Origin of the sequence: Algoriphagus mannitolivorans DSM 15301, from assembly GCF_000429425.1 — a bacterium.
GTDB classification, from domain to species: domain Bacteria; phylum Bacteroidota; class Bacteroidia; order Cytophagales; family Cyclobacteriaceae; genus Algoriphagus; species Algoriphagus mannitolivorans.
This window is the reverse complement of record NZ_AUBV01000009.1, coordinates 25,321-45,871: the sequence shown is the minus strand read 5'-3', so window position 1 is coordinate 45,871 and position 20,551 is coordinate 25,321. Positions and strand designations below refer to the sequence as shown.

Annotated in this window: 17 protein-coding genes; 3 read left to right on the top strand and 14 right to left on the bottom strand. The window is 43.8% G+C overall.

Annotation, left to right across the window (positions count from 1 at the left end):
• Nucleotides 1-12: 12 nt before the first annotated feature.
• Together G458_RS0111435 and ppsA are read right to left on the bottom strand one after the other, a co-directional pair.
• Complete coding sequence (locus tag G458_RS0111435; RefSeq protein WP_026952038.1) at nucleotides 13-771, bottom strand: glucose 1-dehydrogenase; 759 nt, start codon at nucleotides 769-771, stop codon at nucleotides 13-15.
• Between the two features lie 11 nt (nucleotides 772-782).
• Nucleotides 783-3,149, bottom strand: coding sequence for a phosphoenolpyruvate synthase (gene ppsA / locus G458_RS0111430; RefSeq protein ID WP_026952037.1), 2,367 nt, complete (start codon nucleotides 3,147-3,149; stop codon nucleotides 783-785).
• A gap of 194 nt (nucleotides 3,150-3,343) precedes the next feature.
• Between ppsA and G458_RS0111425 the strand changes: the two genes are divergently transcribed.
• The 3 genes from G458_RS0111425 (at nucleotide 3,344) to G458_RS0111415 (ending at nucleotide 6,068) form a co-directional block, all read left to right on the top strand.
• Entirely contained in the window at nucleotides 3,344-4,603 is a 1,260-nt protein-coding gene (locus G458_RS0111425; protein ID WP_026952036.1) for an LVIVD repeat-containing protein, read from the top strand.
• 12 nt (nucleotides 4,604-4,615) lie between these two features.
• Nucleotides 4,616-5,239, top strand: a complete 624-nt coding sequence (locus G458_RS0111420; RefSeq protein WP_157359759.1) for a hypothetical protein — start codon at nucleotides 4,616-4,618, stop codon at nucleotides 5,237-5,239.
• A 142-nt stretch (nucleotides 5,240-5,381) separates the two neighbouring features.
• The gene (locus G458_RS0111415) at nucleotides 5,382-6,068 is read left to right on the top strand and encodes a TlpA family protein disulfide reductase (RefSeq protein WP_026952034.1); all 687 of its coding nucleotides are present in this window, start codon (nucleotides 5,382-5,384) and stop codon (nucleotides 6,066-6,068) included.
• 20 nt (nucleotides 6,069-6,088) lie between these two features.
• Here G458_RS0111415 and G458_RS0111410 read toward each other — a convergent pair whose 3' ends face one another.
• The 12 genes from G458_RS0111410 to cyoE form a co-directional block, all read right to left on the bottom strand.
• Nucleotides 6,089-6,283, bottom strand: coding sequence for a DUF6728 family protein (locus G458_RS0111410; RefSeq protein ID WP_026952033.1), 195 nt, complete (start codon nucleotides 6,281-6,283; stop codon nucleotides 6,089-6,091).
• A 60-nt stretch (nucleotides 6,284-6,343) separates the two neighbouring features.
• Entirely contained in the window at nucleotides 6,344-8,326 is a 1,983-nt protein-coding gene (gene ispG, locus G458_RS0111405; RefSeq protein WP_026952032.1) for a (E)-4-hydroxy-3-methylbut-2-enyl-diphosphate synthase, read from the bottom strand.
• A 3-nt stretch (nucleotides 8,327-8,329) separates the two neighbouring features.
• On the bottom strand, nucleotides 8,330-9,034 hold the full coding sequence (locus tag G458_RS0111400) for an SDR family NAD(P)-dependent oxidoreductase (protein WP_026952031.1): 705 nt from the start codon (nucleotides 9,032-9,034) through the stop codon (nucleotides 8,330-8,332).
• A gap of 63 nt (nucleotides 9,035-9,097) precedes the next feature.
• Nucleotides 9,098-12,559, bottom strand: coding sequence for a hypothetical protein (locus G458_RS0111395; RefSeq protein WP_051287195.1), 3,462 nt, complete (start codon nucleotides 12,557-12,559; stop codon nucleotides 9,098-9,100).
• Between the two features lie 42 nt (nucleotides 12,560-12,601).
• Complete coding sequence (locus tag G458_RS0111390; RefSeq protein WP_026952029.1) at nucleotides 12,602-16,303, bottom strand: ATP-binding protein; 3,702 nt, start codon at nucleotides 16,301-16,303, stop codon at nucleotides 12,602-12,604.
• 54 nt (nucleotides 16,304-16,357) lie between these two features.
• Nucleotides 16,358-16,603, bottom strand: coding sequence for a hypothetical protein (locus tag G458_RS0111385; RefSeq protein ID WP_026952028.1), 246 nt, complete (start codon nucleotides 16,601-16,603; stop codon nucleotides 16,358-16,360).
• Between the two features lie 22 nt (nucleotides 16,604-16,625).
• Entirely contained in the window at nucleotides 16,626-17,180 is a 555-nt protein-coding gene (locus G458_RS0111380) for a DUF420 domain-containing protein (RefSeq protein WP_026952027.1), read from the bottom strand.
• Nucleotides 17,167-17,835, bottom strand: coding sequence for an SCO family protein (locus G458_RS0111375; RefSeq protein ID WP_026952026.1), 669 nt, complete (start codon nucleotides 17,833-17,835; stop codon nucleotides 17,167-17,169). Before G458_RS0111375 ends, G458_RS0111380 begins: the two co-directional genes overlap by 14 nt.
• Nucleotides 17,836-17,907: 72 nt before the next feature.
• A complete protein-coding gene (locus G458_RS0111370) occupies nucleotides 17,908-18,237 on the bottom strand; it encodes a cytochrome C oxidase subunit IV family protein (RefSeq protein WP_026952025.1) in 330 nt (109 codons plus the stop codon).
• Nucleotides 18,238-18,256: 19 nt separating this feature from the next.
• Nucleotides 18,257-19,033: a cytochrome c oxidase subunit 3 gene (locus tag G458_RS0111365; protein ID WP_026952024.1), complete on the bottom strand. Its 777-nt coding sequence runs from the start codon at nucleotides 19,031-19,033 to the stop codon at nucleotides 18,257-18,259.
• Between the two features lie 27 nt (nucleotides 19,034-19,060).
• Nucleotides 19,061-19,642, bottom strand: coding sequence for a cytochrome c oxidase subunit 3 (locus tag G458_RS0111360; protein WP_026952023.1), 582 nt, complete (start codon nucleotides 19,640-19,642; stop codon nucleotides 19,061-19,063).
• A gap of 2 nt (nucleotides 19,643-19,644) precedes the next feature.
• Entirely contained in the window at nucleotides 19,645-20,550 is a 906-nt protein-coding gene (gene cyoE, locus G458_RS0111355) for a heme o synthase (RefSeq protein WP_026952022.1), read from the bottom strand.
• Between the last annotated feature and the right edge of the window lies 1 nt (nucleotide 20,551).

Sequence of the window (20,551 nt, the reverse complement as noted above, 5' to 3'; positions counted from 1 at the left end):
TGAAACCTTCTCTCAATACGCCGTCCATCCCCCGTCTGCTGTCAGGACTTCTCCATTGACAAAAGAAGAAGCATCAGAAGCTAAGAATAAGGCTACCTGAGCGATTTCTTCAGGCTCCCCCATTCTTGGCATGGAGCCAGCACCGGAGCTGCACAATGCTGCGCCTTCTTCATCAGGCTGGGCATCCTTCATGATGTTTGTATTGACTCCTCCTGGGGCTATGACGTTACTTCTGATGCCTTTTTTCGCATACATGAACCCGATGTTCTTACTCATCCCGATCAGCGCATGCTTGGAAGTGGAATAGGCCAAACCCGCTCTCCCACCATTGATTCCACCGATAGAGGCAATGTGAATCATCACACCTTTCCCCTGCTTGAGCATTTGGGAAATAGCTTCTCGGCTTGCGTAGAATGGCCCATTTAAGTTGACGGCAAGGACCTTGTTCCAAAGAGCATCACTTACTTTTTCCAAAGGCATAAAATTGTCCATGATTCCAGCATTATTGACCAGAATATCCAAAGAACCGAATTCAAGGATGGCCGCATGGATCATTTTCTTTACTTGCTCTTCCTGAGACACATCGCACTTTAGTCCGATGGCATGTCCGCCTTTCTCCCGGATTTGCTCAGCGATAATTTCAACATCAGCAGCTACTAAGTCTACCAGGATTACTTTTGCTCCCTCTTGGGCAAAAAGTTCAGCTATGGCTTTTCCCATGCCGGATCCTGCGCCGGTAACGACCACAGTTTTATTTTCAAGTTGATTCATAGTGTTTGGATTTATTTTTTGGACTCTGCTTGGATCATATTTTCAATGCCCTTCAATAAAGCATCTGGATTAAAGGAGATACTATCGATTCCTTCCTGAATGAGGAATTTGGCAAATGCCGGATTATCGCTGGGTGCCTGACCACAAAGCCCGATTTTCTTCCCTTCCTTTTTGGCCACTCGAATAACCTCGCTGATCATCCATTTTACGGCCGGATTATTTTCATCAAAAAGTTCGCTTAGCACCTCCGAATCCCGGTCAACTCCCAAAGTCAGCTGGGTCAAATCATTGGAACCTATGGAAAAGCCATCGAAAATCTGGGCGAATTCCTTGGCCAAGATCACGTTGGACGGGATCTCTGCCATGACATAGATTTCCAGACCTTTCTTTCCTTGCTTAAGTCCGAGGGAGTCCATCAGGCCAATGACCTTTTTCCCTTCCTCTGGAGTTCGGCAAAAGGGGATCATCACTTTAAGATTTTCCATCCCCATATCCTCCCTAACCCGCTTCACGGCTTGGCATTCCAGCTCAAATCCTTCACGATAGCGCTCATGATCATATCTTGATGCTCCCCGAAAACCAATCATAGGGTTTTCTTCCTCCAACTCAAACTGCCTTCCTCCCAGAAGATTGGCGTATTCATTGGACTTGAAATCACTCATTCTAAGGATCACATCTTTAGGATAAAAAGCAGCAGAAATGGTCGCAAGTGCCTGGGATAGCTTGTCAACAAAATATTCCCGCTTGTCTGAATACCCCTGACAAAGTCTTTTGATCTCCGCCTTTTCCTTTCTGTCTTTTACTTGATCAAAATGAACCAGAGCCATGGGATGAATCCGAATGCTTTTGCTGACTACAAATTCCATTCGCATCAGTCCTACCCCCTGATTTGGAAAAAAGGAAAGGTTGAAGGCTTTCTCAGGATCTGCCAAAATGAACATCGGTTGTGTCTTGGGAAGTTTTAGTCCTTTGAAATCATGTTCCATAACTTTCCAATTAAGCTTTCCGGAATAGACGGTTCCCATTTTTCCACTGGAGTTATCGATCGTCACCAGCTGCCCGTTCCGAAGGTTTTCCAAGGCATTTTCAGCCCCTACAATTGCCAGCGCACCCATTTCACGCGCGACTATTGCGGCGTGGCTGGTTCGCCCGCCTTTGGTGGTGATGATGGCGGCGGCTTTTTCCATGATAGGATCCCAGTCGGGATTGGTGATTTCGGTCAAAAGGATTTCACCTTCATTGAGCTTTTCCGCTTCCTCAGGAGAATGGAGAATTTTAATCTTCCCCGCTGTAATTCCCGAGCCTATGGCATACCCGGTGGACAGGATTTTACCGGATTCGGTAAGAGAATATTCTTTGAGTTTGAAAGGGTCTTTTTCCGAATGCACTGTTTCGGGTCTAGCCTGGACGATAAAGAGTTCCCCGGATTTCCCATCCTTGGCCCACTCAATATCCATGGGTAGTCCATAGTGCTTTTCAATGGCCACTGACCATTTTCCAAGCAGTTCTACTTCCTTTTCTTGGAGCACAAACTGGACCTGCTTGGTTTTTGGGGTATTTTTGTTCAATACGCCTCCACTTTTTGCATAAACCATGGTTTTGGTCTTAGAACCGATTTTTTGAGAAATCACGGACTTTTCACCCTTTCCCAGGGAAGGTTTGAAAACCAAAAACTCATCCGGAATCACGGCGCCCTGGACGATATTTTCCCCTAATCCCCAGCAACCGGTGATCAAAACCGCATTCTCAAAGCCTGACTCAGGCTCTATGGAAAAACTTACCCCACTGCACGCCAAGTCCGCCCGAACCATCCGCTGAACTCCGACAGATAAAGCGATATCGAATTTATCGAACCCCTTATCATGTCGGTATTTGATTGCCCGTCCATTATACAAAGAGGCGAAGCAGGATTTTACCGCTCGGAGTAGGCTTTCTTTTCCTTTGATATTCAAAAAAGATTCATGCAAACCCGCAAAACTTGCCCCCGGAAGATCTTCCGCAGTCGCACTGCTTCTTACAGCCACATCTGGGTTAGGAAGATTCGGTACTAGGGTATGATAGGCCTGCAATACCTCCTCCACAAGTTCTTTGGGCAGCTCCCCTTTTAGAATCTTGGTTTTAATGGAAGAAGAAACTTTGCGAAGGTTGGAAAAGTGAACCAAGTCCAAGGAAGCCAATTGGTTTGCAATAAATTCCTTCAGCTGGTTATGATCGATAAACTCACGATAAGCTGCTGCAGTCACCGCAAAGCCCTCGGGAATCCGAATTCCCAAAGGGTTCAGTTTTTGGAACATTTCACCAAGAGAGGCATTCTTACCCCCTACCTGTGCGATGTCCCCTATTCCAAGCTTCGCAAAGGAAATAATTCTATCTTCCATTTGTTTTGGGTTTATTCTCAAAAGAGCTTATTAAACTTACCCAATTCCAAACTGGATAAATATGATCTCACGGGGGGATTTTCATGATAAAAGTCAGCCAGAGAATTAAAAGTCAAAGACTTTTGTAGCATCTTTCACTAAGTCATCGTTCAGGGAAAAATGATTTTTTAACCTTCAACCAAAAAACCTAGATCATGAAAACTAAAACCGCACCTATTCTTTCACTGGTAGTGATTGGCCTCCTGCTTGTTTTTTCAGCCTGCGAGGATCAGATCACCAACACCTACACTTACCGGACTATGCTACCAGTCTATCTGGAAATGAGTGATGTCCGGGCCAGACTGATTGCCCCAGAACCCCCACAACCTCTGGATAATCCCGGAAAAATCTACATTTATGGCGATTATCTGCTGATCAATGAGCCTACGAAAGGAATTCACATTCTGGATAACACCAATCCATCCAACCCGGTTAACCTGAGCTTTATCCCCATAGAAGGGAACATCGACTTGGCGGTCAACAACAACATGCTCTACGCCGATAACTATGCTGACCTCTTGGTTTTTGACATAAGCAATTTGAGAAATATTCAGCTGATCAAGCGGGTGGAAGATGTATTTGCCAGTCAATATACCCAACAGACAGGACAGATAGTTACTTTCAAGGATACAGTCATTACTACAGAAAGTCCTACCTGGGGAGGAAGACCGGGAACTGGCTGGCTAATGCTGTCCGACATGAGTTTTCGGGCTAATTTTTCAGCTGCTTCGCAAAGCTATGGCATGGGCGGTTCCTTGGCCCGATTTACTTTGATGAATGCCCATCTTTATGCCGTAGATCAAAGTACCCTGCGGGTTTTTGATGTGAAAGACGCCAAAGATCCAAAATTCATCAAGCCAGTGGACTTAGGCTGGGGAATAGAGACTATTTTTCCTTTTCAAAATAAACTTTTTATTGGCTCTAACCGCGGAATGCATATTTACGATGCCTCCACACCCAGCTCTCCTACCCGCATGTCTGTTTTTGAACATGTGCTGGCCTGTGACCCGGTAGTGGTCAACGAAAACCACGCGTTTGTGACCTTGAGAACCGGCAACACCTGCTGGAATGGAGTCAACGAATTACAAGTTGTGGACATCAAGGATCCCTACAAACCAGTTTTGGTAAAAGCCTATACCATGCTCAATCCACATGGGCTGGGATTGGCCGGGAATTACCTCTATTTGGCCGAAGGGCAGCACGGGCTAAAAAGCTTCAATGTAAGCGACGTGATGAAAATCGATCAAAACCAATTGGAATTTCTAAAATCCATGAAATCCGTCGATTTGATCCCCGGACCAAAATCCCTGATTGTGATTGGTCCGGATGGAGTCTGCCAGTTTGATTACAGTAAGCCTGCCCAACTGAAAAAACTGAGCTGTATTCAGGTCAAAAACCCGGTGATCATCAATTAAATGATGCACGAAATGAGAAAAATTCTCTGTCTATTGATCGGACTTTACTTTTCCTGTGTCAAAGGTTTGGCGCAGGAAAAGATGTTTTACAGCCAAACTGAACTGGGATTTATGCTTGGGAAAAGTGGAGAAGACTGGGAAGGAAAGCATCAAAAAAGAATAGGATTGAGCTTCCAGTCCTTCCACGGGGCAAGGATCAATTCCAAAAATGTGATTGGATTTTCAGTGGGTTTAGACCGATACGATTATCTGTCAGTCATTCCCATTGCTATGGGATATCGGGGATTTTTGGGAAAAGAGGGAAAGGCACAGCTTTTTGGAGGATTGGATCTGGGAGCAGGGTCTATGCTTTTAGAGAAAAAAGAAGAAACCGAATGGTCAAAAAGCTGGTATGAAGGAGGTTTATTGTTCAGTCCAATGGCGGGATTCCGCTTTCCCTCCAGAAAAGGAAAAGCTTCTCTAAGTATGACTTTTGCTTACAAGCGCCAGGAACTTTCCTATTTCTGGGGGCAATTGGACCAGAGGACTACAATAACGCCTAGAAGTGAAGGGCTTCTTCCTCCGGGATTCCACTCCGTCAGTGAAACGGCAAGTTTATTCCACAGCTTTGTATTTCGTGTGGGATTGATGTATTAATGTCTATGGTTCTTGGTAAATAGACCTTAGTCTCAAAAATTCACTCTTGACCATCCAAACTATCAGTTCTAAAAAAATCCACGAGCTCCAGAATGATTTTTAACTAAAAAATATATTTTTGAAAAATTAGTTTTTCAAAATCATGAGAATCCTACCCCTAATTGTATTTTACTTTCTGGTCCACACTTCCATTTCTTTAGGCCAAGAAATCACAAAAACCGGATATTCCTATTCTACAGTTTCATTTGATAATATTCTCTACTGGAAAAATACGGATCAATTAATGACTACTGCTGAATTAATGAAGCTCCGTGAGGAAATTCCAAATTTTACGGTAGAGGCAGTTTATAATAAATATGGGCAGGTAGAAAAATATTATTTTGATCCCAACGACCCTTTCAAGAAAACCACTCGGAATCGAGAATTACAGCCAAAAATAGGGGAACACTTTCCTGAATTCTATTTTAAAACTCTGGAAAATGAAGAGATCAATCACGAGGATCTAAAAGGGAATTGGGTTGTTTTGTATTTCAGAAATTCTGTCCAAAACTTATCCAAAGAACAATTTGAGGGACTTTACCAAAGTGTTTTGAAAGCGAAAAAACAGACAGCACTCAATGCTTTCGCTATATTTTCCTATTCTGAAAACTTGAAATCTGATCTAGAAAAATACCAACCACAAATTCAATTGATCAATAATGGGGTGGGATATTTTCAGATTTTCAATCTGGTCTCTATGCCCACAACTTTCCTAATCAATCCAGAAGGCGTATTGGTCGCAAAATTTGAAGGCCTTCAAAAAATTGATTTGGAACCTTACCTTCAATGATTTTCAGGGAAATAATCCCCTCACAGAAATCTCTTGATGGTCCATACGATCAAAGCAAAGAGAAATATCAAGATGGAGATCTTGTTGATCCCGTGCATCATTCTCAAGTTGAAGTTGGAAGGCTTGTCAGGGTCAGGCTTCTGAAACACCCGCACGAAATAATTCCCAACTTCACCCAACTTGAAGAATTCCTGAACTTTATTTTTTTCTGACATAATTCTGAAAATTCTGGGATCTCATCCCAATTCTTAACTTTTCATTTTAAACTTTAAACTTCAAATAGTCTCCGGTTCATTCCACATCCCGTCTTCCCGGATGATTTCAATAAGTTCATCGACTGCTCTATCGGAAGGAACCGAGCGTTTGACCACTTCTTTGCCTTTGTAGAGTGTAATTTTTCCTTTTCCTGAGCCGACATACCCATAGTCTGCATCGGCCATCTCTCCAGGACCATTTACAATACAACCCATGATTCCGATTTTTACTCCTTTCAGATGGTCGGTGCGCTTACGGATCATGGCAGTGGTTTCTTGCAGGTCAAAGAGCGTTCTGCCACAGGAAGGGCATGAAATGTATTCAGTCTTGGACATACGGGTTCTCGCGGCCTGAAGCACTCCGAAACTCACCGAATTGTGAAGCTTGATTTGATCCAGTATTTCCTGACGGGAATGTTCACCTTCTTTTTCCAAAGAAATCATAATCCCATCGCCTAATCCATCTACCAACAAACCACCCACGTCTGTCGCAGAGTAGAGCATCGTCATATCTGCTGTTTGCTCAGGATAGCTGACTTTCACCACCACCGGAATAGTAGATTTTGCTTCAATTAGGCTAACAAAAGCCCTTCTTAAAGCAGGCATGGCATGGGCATTGGCTGTCTTGAGAATCAGAGCGGTGTCATTTCTTCCCTCCACTGCTTTTATCGCTTGCTCAATTTCCGTATCGAATACTTCCAGAAAATTAATTTCAGCATGAAACAGATTGCTCTTCTTGAATTCTTCCAAAGAGAAAAGAGGAAACTTGTTCAACTGGTCTGGAGCTTGCTGCCACACAGAAAAGTTTTGGATTTCTTTCATCCCATTTGGAAGCATGAAAGGAATCGGATTGGCTCCAGTAAATACAAAGTCACTTCCCTGGTCATTCATTTTCCATTTGTCCAGTTCTGGCAAATAAAAATGACCCACCGCTTTCATTTCCCGGTCAGTAACTTTTTCGATTTTGGAAATATCCGCAATCACACGGGGGACATTGTGGCCTCCGAAATTATAGATCTCAGCGACTTGACGCTTATTGTATTCGAATGGGTTGATAGGATATTTTTGAATGTCCTTAATGGATGCATGGCCTTCACGATGGGTATATCGATCAATCAGCGCTCTGGCCACAGGAGCTTCAAACTCCGGATCTTCGGTCAAAGAAACCCGAACCGTATCTCCTAATCCATCTTCCAGCAAAGTTCCGATTCCAACAGCGGACTTGATTCTGCCATCTTCAGCTTCTCCGGCCTCTGTCACACCCAAGTGCAAAGGATAAGGCTTGAACCCACCCTCATTCAACTTTTGCACCAGCAATCGGTAAGCCTGTACCATCACCTGAGTATTGGAAGACTTCATGGAGATGACAATCTCATGGTAATTTTCATCCTCGCAAATTCTCAAAAACTCCAAGGCGGACTCCACCATCCCCAAAGGAGTATCTCCATATCGGCTCATGATCCGGTCGGAAAGGGAACCGTGATTGGTACCAATCCGCATGGCAGTTCCATTTTCCTTGCAAAGCTTCACCAAAGGCAAAAACCGATCACGGATACGTTCTAGCTCTTCAGCATAGCTGGCATCTGTATATTCGATGACCTCAAATTTCTTCTTGTCGGCATAATTACCGGGATTGATTCGCACTTTCTCCACGATCTGAGCGGCCAGTTCGGCTGCATTGGGAGTAAAGTGTATATCCGCTACCAAGGGAGTTTGGTATCCTCTTTTGCGAAGTTCTGCCTTGATATTCCTAAGATTCTCTGCCTCTTTAATCGAAGGAGCGGTGATTCGGATCAATTCACAGCCCGATTCGATCATCCGGATACATTGCTCCACAGAACCTTTGGTATCCATGGTATCCACAGTGGTCATGGATTGCACCACGATTGGATTTGCCCCACCGATGACTACATCTCCTACGTGAACAGGGATGGTCTTTCGACGGGAATATTGCGTCAAACTGTCGCAATACAGGGAATCAAGGGATTTGATCAAGGACTCCATAGTTTATAGGTCTCCCAATTGTGGGCGTATAATTAATTCTTCAACAACAGAAAACGGGGAAAGGTTATAAGCGCCCCATACGCTTTCGGCTACATCTTCAGGTTTCATGAAACGTTCCTCTGGAATTCCAGCTCCCGCCCAACTGTCTGTAAAGGTAGCTCCGGGAAGGATTGAGGTCACCTTTACCTGATGAGGCTTCAATTCTTCTCTCAAGCACTTGGTCATTCCAAGCATGGCCCATTTGGAGACAGCATAACTCCCTCCATTGGGATAAGCGGTCAAACCTGCAATCGAACCCATGCTGAAAATATGCCCGGATTTACGTGCCATCATTTCCTTGACAAATGCCCGGGTCAGGTAGTAGGCTGAGTAAAGATTGGTTTGCATGATGAATTCAAAGTTACCTTCCGGCTCATCATGCAATGCACCGGGAAGGAATACTCCTGTATTATTCACCAAGACATCCGGAATCCCGAGGGATTTTACTTCCTGGGAAAACCTGTCCACTTCTTCTTTATTGGAAAGATCGGCCACGCTGGTAAAAACCTGGATACCAATATTTTCTTTTTCCAACTTGGATTTCAAAAGATCCAAATCGTGCGCATTCCTTGAACAGGTGAAGATGTCAAACCCTTCTTTTGCGAAGCGTTCCACGATCGCTTTCCCTATCCCTTTGGTACCTCCTGTAACCAGGATACTTTTTGGCATTTGTTTCGTGTTTTAATAGTTAGTATGACAACTATCTAGCTTTAGCAAAGTTACATTTTTTTATCAAAACAGCGCCGAGACTTGCATTCTACCGATGTGGACTACCCGATTTAGGCCTTCGGAATTTCTTCCTTCATACACCATATTCAGCTGAAGCCCCTCGCCGATCTTTTGAAGCCAGTTGAGTGACCAGGTGACATTGGTCCCAGGAGTCAAGGCCTGGAGCATTTCGTAGCCTACGGGGGAATTTACCTGCCCATTGTAATCAATCTGGATCAATTTCAGATTTCCATTCAGGGTGGTTTTTAGTGCTTTTGCAAATCGTAAATCCAGACCTATCTGATGCAATTGAGACTGCTCCCGAAACTCCATGTTTTGAGTATTTTCTTTTCCGGTGAAAAGGTAAGAGCCTGTTGCACGGAAATAGGGTGTCGGCTGAAAGGCAAATTCTGGTCCCAGAGAAAAAACATCCAATGCATAATTTCGATTTTCAAGAAAATCCGAAGCAGAAACTCGCTCGCCCACACTTCCCAATAGCCTCAAGGTGGCTCGGGGATTAAAACTATATCGGGTATTGAGTTTCCATTCCTGCTGAATCTGATCCTCAAATCCTCCTGAGAGTAATTGTTTCAGCTGGGAGTCGAAGAGGGACAAATCAAACCCATACACCGCTGAGGCACGATTGAAAAAGAAGCTTGTCCGAATCACCTGACGAAGGGATAAAATCTGTTCTCTGCCGATGGACCCTATAAAGGGATTAATCCGGTCTCCAAACTCATCAGAAGTGACCTTTTTCTCCACACTCAGGCTGGAGGTATTGGAAAAACGGTACAGGAATGACTTGATGCCTCCATCTTCCTTCCAAGGTTCTGGAAACCTACCCTGAATTCTATAATTCAACAAAGTCGTATAAGCCTCGACATAGGTGTCTGTCGGCACAAAAATCTTGATATACAGCTTTTCCTCGGGATTGAGAGCCAGATAGAACTCATTCAATTGCTGGATTCCATCCCCATTGTCATCTCTCCAGGTATGGGTCCCGTCTCCATTTGGGGCAGGAAGAAAGACATATTCCCGCTGCAATTCCCGCCCGTTTCCGATGGCATAACTGATTTCGTTTCGGATCAGATTTTTTCCCAAACTTCCTGAGTAATCAACCTTGCTCAAAACGGTCAGCTCTCTGGGTAAATCCTGATGCAGGTATTCCAATTCCCGGTAGGTAAATGTGCCAGTAAGGCTATGCTTAGTCCATTGTTTTCTCAATGAAAAATTAGATGTCAAAGCATCCGTGTAATCCTCCAAAACACCGGAAATCGGGAATTTATCTTTTCTCCAAGCCACATCCGCCAAGAATTGAACCTTCAGGCTGTCATTGTTTTGAAGGAAAAACTTGTGCTCTTTGAAATTCATCGCCGTGCTCAGGATTGAATCATTTCGGCTGTTTATGACTTCATTCTGATCCAAAGAGAATTGATATCCTGGGACAAATACTTTCCCGATATAGCTGAAATTCCCCAGATATCTAGTCCATTGATTTCGCGAAGAATCTACCTCTGCATTCAGATTGAAAAACTCCTGACGTAAGCGAAATCTTCTTCCCAGTTCCGTATTCCAAGTCGCCAAGTGTTGGGTACCGGTGAGTTTTTCCTCTCTATTTCTGAGATAAACCTTGTACAAGAAATTGTTTCTGGAATCTTTCTCCAGCTGGACTTGAGTCCAAAAAAATCGTTCGGCGGCAGCTTTCTGCAAATCTTGCGTATTCAGACCCCAGTCCCGATCAAATTCTATGTACCGAAGACGGTCAATAAAACTGAAATTGATAGAGTTGTATTCGATTTCCGTCTGTCCTTTGAAAGTATAACCTTTTAGCCAAGACAGCTCTCGGTTTTCGGATTGCAAGCCCAGCTTCCAACCCAAGCCGGCATTGTCTTCGTCTTCCACACTGGAGAAGAGATTTTTATCGACCGAAGAAAGTGCCACCTCGGTATATACTTTCTCATGTCCCCCCAATTTGACCCTCGATCCTGCCGTGATCATTCGCTTGGAATCAGGAGCGGGCAATTGAGTCAAAATGGAATAATCGCCCTGAGACAGCCCTCCTACTCTTGGAACATATTCAAAGACGGTTCCATTGGCCAGTTGCCGGCTCTTCCTATAATCTCCTTGCCCTGCACCCACTTGAGAAAAGGACAGGATGAAATGGGCTTTTTCAGGATCTGTGGAGTATCGATAAAAAACAAGAGTGTTCCCTGCGGCATCCTGTTCCATTACTTTTTCATACAGAATACGGGTAGGATCAAAGGCCACCGAGTCAATTCTTGGAATAGTAGCAAGGTCAGTCTGGTCTCCTACCCCTGCCAATAGCGCCTGCTCCGCAGGTGAAAATTCAGTGAACAGGGGTTGGTTTCGATTGTCCTTTTCCTGGTAATAATTCAAATAAAAGTCCACCTTCCCATTGGTTTGAAGATGATTAGCCCCCAAAATGGACCGGGAATAGTTGCGCTCTGCATATTCAAAATCCACTCTAACCCGGGAATACTGGGTGATTAGCACTCTTGGGGCAAAGGTGATTTCAGCCTGGTTGTAGTCAATCACATAATCCGCATTGAAGCCACGTTGAAGCTGCCGGCCATCCAAAAATACCCGTTCGGAATTGGCCATGACTACTACGAATCGCTCTCCCTGAGGACCATTGAGCCGATAGGGTCCCAACACCCCTTCCAAAATCGGAACCTGGATAGAAGCAAACTTCCCTTTAGCCACTGAAGCAAAGGCCTGGCTGCTGGCCTCCCAATTGTTTTTCAAGCCATAGTTGGAAGTGAATTGCAGACCTTGGACGTTTTTGTAATACCTCAAAAACTCCGATTGCCGCTGCTGCAGCACAACATCACCCGCTGCCAGTGAAAAATCCTCGTTGTAAAGCTCGATCAGGACATTGTCAAAATCTTGGATTTGCTGGGTATTCCCTTCCGGTTGAAAAGGAACATTCTGATCCGTAATGGAAGCACGGATTTTTAGATTTTCCCCAATATCTCCTTCTAATTGAAGATTCAGGGCAGAGTTCACAAACACATTTTGGGTATTGCCAAAAGACACTCCCCGAGTTAAGCTTCCGGTTTTATAAAGCGTATTACTGGGAAAAAGCTCCTCCCGGATATCGAGCTCGGGAGTGGCTTTGATCCGGTTGTCCTTGAACATGGCTCCGGAATCGTAGTCCACCAGAAGTGTTCTTTTGGCCAAGGTTCTATCCAACTGAGCCCCCAAAGTTCGGTAGCAAATCTGAAGGGAATCCGGTCGGGCTTCTCCTTCAAAGATTACTTGGAGTTTTCTGGAGGAGAGATTATAGGTAAAAGGGTAAGCATTTCCATCCCGGTCCAAAATTCGGATACTAGACTCCAAGGCTGACAAGGAGTCCAAAATAAAGGCCTGCTCAAGCTCAGTCTTGGGATACCATCGACACTTTTCCTGCGCCTGGACGGAGGCCAAACCAAAAAATAAAAACAGGAACAGAAACCTCAAGCGCATTCGGGAACGGTGCTTTTGGGCTAAGGTACTAAAAACCGAAAACTATTCGACCAATGGGAAAGTCAGATAAAAGGTAGTCCCCTTTCCTACTTCGGTCTCAAACCAAATTTTACCTCCTGCGGTCTCTACTCCGCTTTTTGCTATCGCCAGTCCAAGGCCGGAACCCTGGGATTTGGTACTGAAATTCGGAATAAAAATCTTGTCCTTGAGTTCGGGAGGGATTCCTTTCCCGTTATCGGATATTTCCAAAAACACCGCCTGCTCGGTCATCCAAAGCCATACTTTGATATGAGGGGTCACGTTCGGTTCTACCGCCTGGATTCCGTTGATGATCAAATTGGCGATCACCCGACCAAAGAGCTTGTCATCTCCCATAATCGGAATGGTATCGGTGTAGGAATCATCCCGAAACTCCAAATTGACCCGCTTGTCATTCTGAAAGAGGTCAAGGACTTTCAGGATAACCGCCTTATAGTTCATCCGCTCATTTTTAGGAAGCGGCATTTTGGCAAAAGTGGAAAAGGATGAAGCAATTCCACTCAAGGCATCTACTTGGTGAATAAGGGTTTCCAAGGATTTTTTGAGCTTTTCTTTATCCTCCAATTTACCCTCATGCTCCAGCCGGATCAGATGTTGCAAAGTCAGCTTCATCGGGGTCAGAGGGTTTTTGATTTCATGGGCTACCTGCTTGGCCATTTCCTTCCAGGCTGACTCCTTTTCTGTGGAAGCAAGGACTTTCTTACTGGCTTCCAGCTTATAGAGCATGTTGTTGTATTCGTTGACCAGCAAGCCGATTTCATCCTTGGCCGCCCAATACATCGGCTCGTTATTTTCCAGATTGGTCGCTTTCAACTTTTGCGTCAGAATTTTAAAAGGAAGCGTCAGATTGCGCGAAACAAAGCTCGAAACAATCAGAAACAGGATAAAAATGACTACAAAAGCATTGAAGATATTGCTCAGAACATCCGCGATCAGGGAATTGAGCTCTGTCTCCGATTCAAAAAACGGAACCGCCAAAATCCCGGAAATGGACTGATCAAACTGGGAGGGAATGCCCAAATACACCGTTTGGTATCGTAGATTCCCGATCTTTTCCTGAAGCAAAAGCTCAATTTGGTTTTGCTCCTTGATTCCCCCCATGGCCACCGGATTGATCAGATGGGAAAGGATTTTTTTGTCAAAGATATTGGGCCGGTTGGTTGACTCCAGAATCCCCTCAGGAGTATAAAACAGGATATCACTAGCAACGGTATTAGCCAGAGAATTGATTTCTTCATTGAGCAAGTCCCGATCCACGCTGGCAGGATTCTGATTATTCAGCAGACTGGCCAGATTAAAACGGATCAGGTTGGCTTTTTCAACATACTGCCGGTTCAGATCATCTTGATAGCTCCCCGTCAACAGCCCAATCGTGATAATGGAAATGATGATTATGGGGAAGAAAAAGGCAAAATTCAGATATAGCTGAAGCTTGGTGGAGTAATTAAACTCGAAATTTCGATAACCTTTGAATAAGGTATTCAAAAGGATCGAAAGGAAAGTCAGAAACACAAAGGCCACAAAAAACAGGGATATATTCCCGAAAAACTGAGCCACAGACCAAGTGGGCGATGAAATCACGATCAACTCCTCCCCATTTTGGATTCCATAATGGTGGTAACCCATACTGATGATTCCCATCTCAAAAAGTTGTTCCCTCTCAAGATGGCTCTGGAACTCTGCCTGGGAATAGTTAAATACCCCTGAACTGCGGAGCAATTCGCCTTCTTTGAAAACTGCGTAGGGATAAGTGATCGGCTCCAGCTTATCGGCATACTTTCGGTCCAGGAGGAGTTTGGGATAAACACTTCCTGGCTGAATTCTCAGTTGATTCAGCTCAAAGAATACAGTCCCAAGCAGGTTGTTTTCTCGGACGATGGGAACAAATCCAACCATTTTATTGGCTCCCGTCTCCCTGCCTCGGATAAAGTACAGATCTCTTACCCCTGTTGCGAAATCACTTTTGATGAATTCCTGCTGAAGGCTCTGAAGGCTAACCCGCTCCAAGGGTCCCAATATTTGTTGGCCGGAGAAATTGAAAACCCGGATTACTACTTCAAACTGATCGAAGTAATTATCCAGATAGATTTTCCGGATTTTAGTCTCCACCGGATCCTTGGAAAGTAAGGGGTCTGCAAGTCTGTTTTGGATAAAAAGATCATTTTTCAGCCGACCGAAAATATCACTGAGGAAAAACTCCGTCATGACGTCATTTTCGATCAGGTTTTGGGTCGCAAATCTGGACTTGGACTGGACCAAACGCTCACGTTCAGTTTGAAAGGTACTAATCCCCATTACCCCTGCCAAGAGCAAACTCGCAAAGAAAAAGGTCAAAAAGGTATCCAATCCTAAGCGGAAAATATTCCGGTATAATTCAAAGCGGATGATGGTCAGCATGAAAATCAGATGAATCATCCAAGCCAAGCTGAACCAAAAGGAATAAAAGAACAATACTCCACCGATTGGCACTCCAAGAATCAAAACCCATTTAAAGTAAAAATCCTTTGTGGGCTGAGTCTGCAGAAGAATGCTGAAAAGTGTCAAGGTCAACAGCCCATACACTGCCGCCCAAAGGAAAAGGATCATAAAACTGGTCCCTTTAAACCAATCAAAGGAAGGAATAGAGCGGATATCCAAAACCCACTGGGAATTGAAGATCAAATCTCGGGGTAGAAACCAAATCAACAGAAAGAACAAGCTGCTGATGAAAAAGACGATGATTAGGGAATTTCTGGAATTGAGCTGGGTAACGATCCGCTGGGCCTTTTGAAGGGTATTTTTGGAAGCCAACTCAAAAATCAGCAAACCAAACAGAAACACCAGTCCAAGGGTATTCATCAATAAATCTCCTAAGCTTGGATTAAACCACGAGGAGGCATAGTTGAGCGGATTGAAAAATCCCGTCTCAACATATTCAGCCGGGAAATTCAAGGCAATCATCAGAATCCTTACCACCACGAATAAGGCTGCACCATAGCCTATCGCCTGCCAACGATAGCCTTTTTTCCATTTTCTCCTCAGAAACTCAAAGCTGAGAATGAAATACAATAAGGAAATGGAAAGGATGAAAATGAGTAGTGCTGAATTGGAAACTTTACTCACAGGTTGGTAGCCCAGTAGAAAATTGATTCCAAAGATTTCTTTACCGCTTTTGGTCTTGACCTGATGGTTTGCTTCCTGAGGATTTACAAAAAGCTGAAAACGGTCATTGCCAAATATTTCAGGATTCGGTCCGGTTTTGAGGTAGTCGTTTTCAATAGTTCCCGGCCAGATCAGACGAAAGGCGTGAACCAGAAAATATTCATTGGACCCTCTTTTTACTTTCCGGGTTTTGATCAGAAATGTTCCAAATGGATCTTCCAGCATCTGAAGTTCCTTGGAGTAATCAATGGCTGAAAAATTCAGATTTACCGTGAAATCAGACCAGAATAAAAGATCCTTTTCCATGTCCAGCAAAAACATGGGGTATTGATGCTCCGGGTTGCTGATTTGAGTGAAGGTGATCGGCTCCTCAGGTCTGACTTTCATCAGCACATTGATGAAATCGGAGTCAAACTGCTCATCTACCTTCAGGATTTTTTGCTGAATTGCTTCCAGGTATTTTTCCTCATCACTTTTTTGGAAGACAAAAAAATTCAGGATCAATACAATAAGGAAACAAATGATGCTCAGCAGAAATAGAAGTCGTCGGGCGGATGGGCTCATTTGATCTAAAAATAAAAAAGCAAAGTCTGTGATCAAACTTTGCTTAGATTTCTATTAACGAATTGAAAGTTTGGCCTTTCGTTTCTTGGCTGTTCGATACCAAAGATACCCGATTATTGCAGCCATCAAATAGGGCATGACGAACAGGTAAAGAATCCCATTATTCAACCCCGCGCCAATACTGGTGTCCCCATTGCTGACATTATTCTCTACAGAAGCTCTGCACATGGCGCATTGAGCCCAAGAGGAGAGCTGAACTCCGAAAAACAAAATCACAAACAACCAATACTTTAATCTCATCTCATTTGGGTTTTTAGCCTTATCAATGTGTATAGTACGGAGCAATCATCAAGTACACAATCACTCCAGTCACAGATACATACAACCAGATTGGGTAGGCAAATTTAACCACATTTCTGTGTTTTCTCCTTTGGTTGGTATATCCATAATAATAGGCAAACAAAATCGGCAGCAAGGCGATGGCTGCGAAAATGATATGCGTGATCAATAAGAAATAATAAATCTGCCGAATAAAGCCTGTACCTCCATAGCTGGTGCTTTCTGCAGCGCTATGATAGATGACATAGGATACCAGAAATATCGCTCCCAGAACAAAGGCTGCCGTCATCATTGCTCCATGGTAGGTATAATTCTTTCTTTTCACAAAGACCAAAGCCAGAATCAAAGCAAGAGAAGCAGCAGAATTCATCACCGCATTTAGATGGGGGAGAAAATACACCCAATCTCCAAAAGCAGTGATTTTGGATGGCATAAATAACAAGACTGCAACAGCAAGCGGGATGGCGATGGAAATCCCCACGATCCAATTCCTGACTATTCCCTCATTCTGAAGAATGGGCGTATTACTTTTTTCCATGCAATAAGACTTTGGTTTCTAACATCAATAAGTCAACTTCCTCCCGATTTGTTCCGCTGTAGTAGCCGCGAATTCTTCCTTGCTCATCAATTAGCATAAACTTATCACTGTGAACAAAGTCATCCGGCACACCATTTCCATCCACTGTTGGAATCACAAATCCGCAACGAGCTAACTGGTAGGTTTCATCCTTGGGTCCAGAGAGAAAATGCCATTTTCCTGAAATAGCGTTGTGACGATCTGCGTATTCTTTGAGAATCTCTGGAGTATCGTATTCCGGATCAATGCTGATCGACATGATTTGTACTCCGGCCTCATCCCTGAACATGTCATTCACCCGCTCCATTTCTTTCGACATGATCGGGCAGATGCTCGGACAGGAGGTGAAGAAGAAATCCACGATGGTGATTTTCCCCTCCATTTGAGAGCGACCTACTTTTGCCCCTTCTTGGTTAACAAAGGAGAATTCAGGAATGTAATGTTGGGTGGTATCCGAAGACGGACACTCCTGAAAGGGATTGTCTACACCGTTTTGGTAATAAATAGGGAGATCGTACTCATTGGATCCAAATCCTTTCAAAAACATGAAAATCAGAACCGGAATCAACAGAATGCAAACAAGCACAAAGCCCTGCAATATTCTCAAACTTCGCATAATATCTTTCTAACAAAAAAGAGGGTTGAAGTGATTCACCTCAACCCACATTTTTTTAGGATTTTGATTGGTTTACCAACGCATCATGAAGATCTCTGTACCTTCTTTGGCTAGAGCAATCAGCAACCATACCAGGAAGATCAAAGGCACAATGATGGAGTAAAACAAAGACTTTGCTTCGTCACCAAGGTGCATAAATTCCATCATAATGTATTTGGCTTTCCAAATAGTCAAAATGATGAACAAGGCATAAAGCAACAAACCTCTCGGCATGGTAAATGCCATGATAAATTCAGCTACAGTGATTGCAAGAAGAATTCCGGCAGTGATCCAGATTTTCTTTACTTTCTCCTCATTTCTGGGAGTTACCTCAAGCGTAGACTTATTTTCTTGAATTTCCATATTGCAATATTTTTAAAGCTTAAATCAGGTAGAACAAGGTAAATACAAATACCCAAACCAAATCAACGAAGTGCCAGTAAAGACCGATTTTTTCGATCATTTCATAGTGACCTCTTTTGTCATATACCCCTACAGCGGCTTGGTAAAAAGCCAAGAAAAGTAGTACAACTCCTATGGTCACGTGGAAACCGTGGAATCCTGTGATGAAAAAGAACAGCTGCGCAAATGCAGGAGGTCCATATTCATTCACAACCAGGTTTGCTCCGAATACTGTTTCGGTAACTTCTCTTCCCAAGCTATTGATATAAGTCAACACTGAGCCACCCTCAGTTCCATGGATGAAGTGACTCCATTCCCAAGCTTGACAGCCTAGGAAAGTGATCCCACCCACCATAGTCCAAAGCATCCATTTTACAACGTCATTACGGTCATTTCTATGACCAGCCTCTACTGCCAATACCATGGTCACAGAGCTAGAGATCAAAATGAACGTCATGATACCGACGAAGACTAGTGGAGCATGAATTCCATGTAGAAAAGGAACTGCCTCAAAAACCAATTCTGGTACAGGCCAATATTCATTAGATCCGACAAATGATTCAGCGGGACCTGCGTAGGCTGGATAACTCACCCGAATAGAAAGGTAAGTGATCAAAAACGCAGCGAAAGTGAAAATGTCGGAGAGCAGGAAAAACCACATCATGAGTTTTCCATAGCTGGCTTTCATGGGTTCGTTACCTCCACCCCAAGTGCCTCTTTTAGAGCTTACTCCTATAGCAGTAGAATGCGCAGACATAGATTAATTGTTTGTACCAGGTTTATTTTAATGATTCAAAAGCAAAAACATAAATAAGTATAGCCAAAGGCCTCCTAGGAAATGCCAATACGTGGTGGCCATTTCCATCGTGTTCATTGACTGGGAATGGACCTTCAGACGGAAGGTCGAAATTAGCACAATTATCAGAAATAATAAACCGCTGATAAGGTGCAGGGCATGCATTCCGGTGATTACATAGAGAAATGAGCCCGCCGGGTTTCCGACAAAAAACACTTCTCTGTCCACCAAAGCAACCCAGCTATACCACTGTCCCACTAGGAACGCAATCCCAAGTGCCACGGTAATCACCATTCCTATTCTCAGGTTGACCAAATTGTCTTTCTTAGCAGAGTAATACGCCCACTGAAGCACGACTGAACTTAAAACAACCACTCCAGAGGTGTACCAGAAGATTTCCGGCAAGTCGTATTCCAGCCAGTTTCCTTCAGCTTGTCTGACAATGTAAGCAGATGTCCATGCTGCGAAAAGCATGACAACAGTGACCATAAACAACCAAAGCGCAAATTTCTTTGGATGCATGCTGATCGGCTGCTCGACAATATCAATGTACTTAAGTTCTCTTTCCATAATTAAGGCATTTTATCCAATAGGTAAGCGATCTGTACAATTGGAAGGTAAAGGAAGGAACCAAACATGATCTTCAAAGCGGATTTTCTGGAACAGTCTCTCATCAAGGAGAAAGTTTGAGCCAAAAACAAAACTCCGCATATCGTAGCTACAATCCCAGAATTGAGGCCTGTCAAGCCAAAATAAGTAGGCAACAGTCCCAATGGAATGAGAAAAAGCGTATAAATCATAATTTGGATAGCAGTATTCAAATCCTGTCCTCCACCACTCGGAAGAAGTTTAAAACCTGCTCTTTTGTAGTCTTCATCACTTACCCAAGCGATGGCCCAGAAGTGAGGAAACTGCCAGATAAATTGAATTCCAAAGATTATAAGAGCCTCATGAGAAATCGCACCTGTGGCAGCTGTCCAACCCAAAAGAGGAGGCATTGCACCAGGAATAGCTCCCACGAAAACTGCAATAGGTCCAACCTTTTTAAGAGGAGTGTATGCAAACACATACAGGACCATACTCAAAATTCCAAGCCAGGTTGTAAGAGGATTGGTGAATATCCAAAGGAGCGTGATCCCCATCAAGGCTACCAATACTGTAAACCAATAAGCTTCTTGCAGGGAAATGATTTGTAGGGGAAGTGGACGGTTTTGGGTTCGCTTCATCAGCTTATCCAAATCCCTTTCCATGATTTCATTTGCAGCTCCGGAGGCGCCTGAAATAAGGAAACCACCCAAAGCTAAGCCCAGGAAACCAGTCCAGCCGAAGCTGATCCCACGGTCACCAAGAATATAGCCGAATACTGCAGAAAAGGTCACAAGGGCAGAAAGCCTAACCTTAATCAGATCGGAATACGCCTTGATCCTAGACAGAACAAAGGTTGATATAGAATGGTCAGTTACATTAACTGTCCTCATT